3 protein-coding genes are annotated in these 4368 nt (G+C 71.7%); 2 read left to right on the forward strand and 1 reads right to left on the reverse strand.

All coding sequences use genetic code 11. The annotated features are described in order from the left end of the window. On the forward strand, nt 1–240 hold a 240-nt coding region (locus VFO68_RS10145), incomplete at its 5' end, for an antibiotic biosynthesis monooxygenase family protein (protein WP_325157952.1). A 131-nt stretch (nt 241–371) separates the two neighbouring features. On the opposite strand, the gene VFO68_RS10150 is transcribed toward VFO68_RS10145, so the two are convergent. Next, on the reverse strand, nt 372–3023 hold the full coding sequence (locus VFO68_RS10150) for an ATP-binding protein (RefSeq protein WP_325157953.1): 2652 nt from the start codon (nt 3021–3023) through the stop codon (nt 372–374). Nucleotides 3024–3457: 434 nt separating this feature from the next. Here VFO68_RS10150 and VFO68_RS10155 point away from each other — a divergent pair, with 434 nt between their 5' ends. Beyond that, entirely contained in the window at nt 3458–4333 is an 876-nt protein-coding gene (locus VFO68_RS10155; RefSeq protein WP_325157954.1) for a helix-turn-helix transcriptional regulator, read from the forward strand. Nucleotides 4334–4368: the final 35 nt, after the last annotated feature.

Genomic DNA, 4368 nt, shown 5'->3' on the forward strand with positions numbered 1-4368 from the left:
GCCTACCACGCCGTCAGCGCCGACCTGGCCGGCACACCCGGCCTGCTGTCCAACGAGTTGCTCACCTCGGTGCACGATCCCACCTGGGTGCTGGTGATGAGCGAGTGGATCGACCAGGCCGCGTTCGACGCCTGGGAACAGGGCGCCGCGCACAAGGGCCAGACCGCCCCGCTGCGCCCGTTCCGCGACACCCGCATGCCGCGGCCGTTCGGGATCTTCGAGGTGAACGCCAGCTACTGACCGGCCACTTTGCTGACCCAGCGGACAATTCGTTGACAGATGCCCGGCGTCGGAAATCCGGCGCCGGCCGGTGGGTACGGTTCCGGTCATGACTCGACCCGACGTTCCGATCGGCGGCGGCTGACCGCCGGTCAGGCCGAATGGATCGCGGTGCGGACCGCGTTCGCCTGCCCGCGCAGGTCGTGCGCGACGGCCGACTGGTGCAGCGCGAGATGCGCGTCGGCCAGGCCGTCCAACGACTGCATCTCCTGCCACCGGTTTGCGCTGTCCCGGGCGATGACCAGCGCTCGCGCGTAGTGGTCGACCGCGGCCCGGGCGTCCCCGGGCAGCAGCACGGCTCCGGCCTCGTTCAGCGTTTCCGCCTCCAGTTCCCGGTTTCCGGTGTTCCGGGCGATCTGCAGCGCCTGCCGCAGGTGCCGCTTCGCCAGCTCGGGGGAACCGGCCAGGCCGTGCGCCCGGCCGAGCGTCCGGCGCACGTAGCCCTCGATGTCGCACTGGCCGATGCCCACGGCGATCGCCAGGGACCGGTCCAGCAACCGGATCGCGGCGCCGACGTCCCCCTGGCTCAACCGCACCGCGCCGAGGCTCTTCAGCGAGTCCGCCTCCAGGCCGCGGTTTCCGGTGCGCTGCGCGATCCGCCAGGTCTGCCGGTGGCACCGGCTGGCCCGGTCGGTGTCGCCGACCCGTTGGTACACCAGGCCGAGGCTGTTCAGCACGTGCCCGGCCAGCTCCTTGTTGCCCAGCTGACGGGCGATGCGCAGCGCCTGCTTGTGGAACATCAGCGCCATCGGGTACCGGCCGAGCTGGCAGTGGGCGAAGCCGAGCCCGCTGAGCACGTGCCCGGTCAGGTCGTCGTTGCCGGTCTCCCGCACCACCGGCAGCGCGGCGTCGAAATACTCCAGCGCCTTCTCGTTGTGCCCCAACCGAAGCGACACCAGCCCCAGGTAGTGCAGGGACCGTCCGGCCAGCGCCCGGTCGCCGACCTCGCGCCCGACGGCGAGGGCCTGCTCGAGGTGCGCCTGGGCCTGCGCGTGATGACCGAGCCGCATGTGGATGATGCCGATCCGGTGCAGCTCCTGGGCTTCCAGCGCTGCGGCCCCGGCGTCCCTGGCGATGGCCAGGGTCAGGGCGTGCAGGGTCGCGGCGTCGCTGTAGTACCCGCGCGCGTCGAGGTACCGGCTCAGCACCGACGAGGTGAAGATCGTGACGTTCGGCCAGCCCTGGCTGGCGCCGAACTCGGCGATGGTCAGCAGGTTGTGCCGCTCGGCGTCCAGCCAGGACACCGCGTGCTCCGGGCCGGTCAGCTCGACCGAGGCCGCCGGAGCCGGCAGGCCGGCGCGCTCGTTGCGGTCGTGCGGCGCGATCAGGTCCATCGCGGCCGCGGCGGTGCCGAGGTAGTAGTCGAACAGCGCCCGCAGTGCCCGCCTGCGTTCGTCCTCGTCGGTCACCTGCTCGCGGGCGTAGGCGCGGAGCAGGTCGTGCATGCGGTACCGGCGGTCGCCCGCCTCCTCGAGCAGGCTGGCCCGGACCAGGTCGTCGATCAGCTGCTGGGCTTCCAGCGCCGGCACGCCCAGCAGCGCGGCACCGGCCGCGGCGTCGGTGTCCTGCCCGGGGTGCAGGCCCAGCAACCGGAACGCCCGGGCCCGGTCGGCCCGCAGATGCAGGTACGACCAGGAGAACACGGCCCGCACCGCGGTGCGTTCGTCGCCGCCCACCTGGAACAGGTCGAGGTGGTAGCGGTGCAGCTCGTCGGCCAGCTCCTTGAGCGGTGAGCGTTTGCGCGTGGTGGCGAGGTCGGCGCCGATCCGGATGGTCAGCGGCAGCCGGGCGCAGCGCTCCACCAGGGCGGCCGCGCCCTGCTCGTCGGCCCGGACCCGCGGCTCGCCGACGAGCACGGACATCAGGGCGATGGCGTCGTCGACCGGCAGGCTGGGCACGTCGATGCGGTGTGCTCCGTCCCGGGCGACCAGGCCGGGCAACCGGTGCCGGCTGGTGACCAGCACGAAGCAGTGCGCGCTGTTCGGCAGCAGCGGCCGGACCTGCTGCTCGGAGGAGGCGTTGTCGAGGAACAGCAGGATCCGCTTGCCGTCCAGCTCGGACCGGAACCGGGCGGCGAGCTCGGCCAGATCGTGCGGAATCGAGTCGCTGGCGACGCCGAGACCGCGCAGGAACCCGCCGAGCACCTCGGCCGGCTCCCGGGGCTGCTCCGGGTCGAAGCCGCGCAGGTCCACGTAGAGCAGGCCGTCCGGGAACCGGGAGCGGACCTGGTGCGCCCACCGCACGACGAGTGCGGTCTTGCCGACGCCCGCGGTTCCGCAGACCGCCACGACCACCGGCGCCGTGGTCGGCTCGCCGCCGTCGAGCCGGGCGGTCAGCTCGGCCAGTTGCTCGGTGCGGCCGATGAACGGGTGGATGTCCGGCGGGAGTTGGCAGGGCGGGGCGGCCGGCGGCGGAGCGGGTTGCGATGGGGCGGGTTGCGGCGCGGCCCGTTTGCGCCTGGTCCGGCGGCTGTCCTCGGCCTCGTCGCGAAGGTCGGCGATGCGTCCCAGCTCGGCACCGGTCACGCCCAGCTCGTGCAGCAGCCGGTCGAGCACGTCGCGGGACGGCAGGGTGGTGCCGTCGAGGTAGGCGTAGAGACTGCTCAGCGACAGGTGCAGCTTGCGCGCCAGCGCGTTCTTCTTGATCGGCGCGCCGCCGCGCTCGGCCTGGCGCAGCACCGTGCGCAGGGCCGTGGCCAGCTGCTCGGCCGCACTTCTGGGCTGGTGGTCGGTCTCCTCGGGCATCGACTGATCCCCCGGGATCACAGGCCTGAACCCCGATTCCGATGATCCAGGCGATTCCAGATGATTCCAGACTCCGCTGCCTGGCCACGCGTTCTGACCCCAGGCTGGGCGTCACCCTAACGGACGACCCGGCTACCGCCCGAGAGAGGTCGTCCTCGTCCCGTGCGACTGACCGAACCACCACAGCACCCACCCGACCGAAAGCGGGCAAATAACGCGATCTTCATGGCGCGGGCGCCCCTTTCCTCGGATCTGACGTGAAACATTGCGACTGACTATGAATCACCCTGAATCGTATCTGCGCGGACCGTTCAGCCGTGAACACGGAGTGCGATCGATGCGTCTCGCTTTACGCCGTTTGCTCCATAACCTTCCGCCTGGTTCGATGTTGAATAGAAGCGAATCGGCGTGGGTCAGATCGGAGTCACCGGGGCATGGACAGCGAGGACGTCGAACAGCCCACCGCCAAACGGCGGCAGCTGGCGGCCCAGCTGCGCAGCGCCCGCGAACTGGCCGGCGTCTCCGGCCGCGACCTGGCCCACCGCATCGGAATCAGCCAGTCCAAGGTGTCCCGCATCGAGTCCGGCGCCAAGCTCCCGTCGCTGCCGGACGTGCAGGCGTGGCTGCGAGCGGTGGACGCGCCCGCGGAGCGCCGCGACCTGGTCGTCGCCCTCACCGAGTCGGTCTTCACCGAGGTGCACGACTGGCAGGTCGCGCTGCGGGCCCGCGGCCACCTGCAGGGTCAGGTGGAGGAACGCGAGGCGTCGGCCCGGGTGGTGCGCAACTACCAGAACTCGGTCGTGCCCGGGCTGCTGCAGACCGCCGAGTACGCCCGGCGGGTGCTGGGCATGGCGCAGGTGCCCTATCCCCCGGACAACCTCGCCGCCGCGGTGCACGGCCGGCTGCAGCGCCAGCACGCGATCTACGACGCGAGCCGGCGGTTCGAGTTCCTGGTCACCGAGGCCGCGCTGCGCTGGCGGGTCGGTCCGGCGAAGCTGCTGATCGCGCAGTTGGACCGGATCGCCTCGCTGTGCACGCTCGAGAACGTCGTCATCGGGCTGATCCCGCTGGATGCCGCGGCGACCACCACGCTGACCCACGGGTTCACCGTCTACGAACCCGGCGATGGCGAGGCCGACCCGTACGTGACCGTGCGGACCGTGCACGCCGACATCATCGTCCGGGGCCCCGACCGGGTCGGGCTCTACCAGCAACGCTGGGACCTGCTGTCCGGCATGGCGGTGTTCGACGAGCAGGCCCGGGCCCTGCTGGCCGGCCTGGCCGCAACCCTGCGCGGCGGTGCGAGGTAGGCGCCGGCGAGCTTCGACAAGTAAGGCGAGCAATG

This window comes from Actinophytocola sp. (assembly GCF_035712165.1).
Classification (GTDB): domain Bacteria; phylum Actinomycetota; class Actinomycetes; order Mycobacteriales; family Pseudonocardiaceae; genus DASYTH01.

Bases quoted from the DNA above. Each gene is read 5' to 3' on its own strand.
- VFO68_RS10150 (WP_325157953.1), bottom strand. From the start codon at position 3,023: ATGCCCGAGGAGACCGACCACCAGCCCAGAAGTGCGGCCGAGCAGCTG.
- VFO68_RS10155 (WP_325157954.1), top strand. From the start codon at position 3,458: ATGGACAGCGAGGACGTCGAACAGCCCACCGCCAAACGGCGGCAGCTG.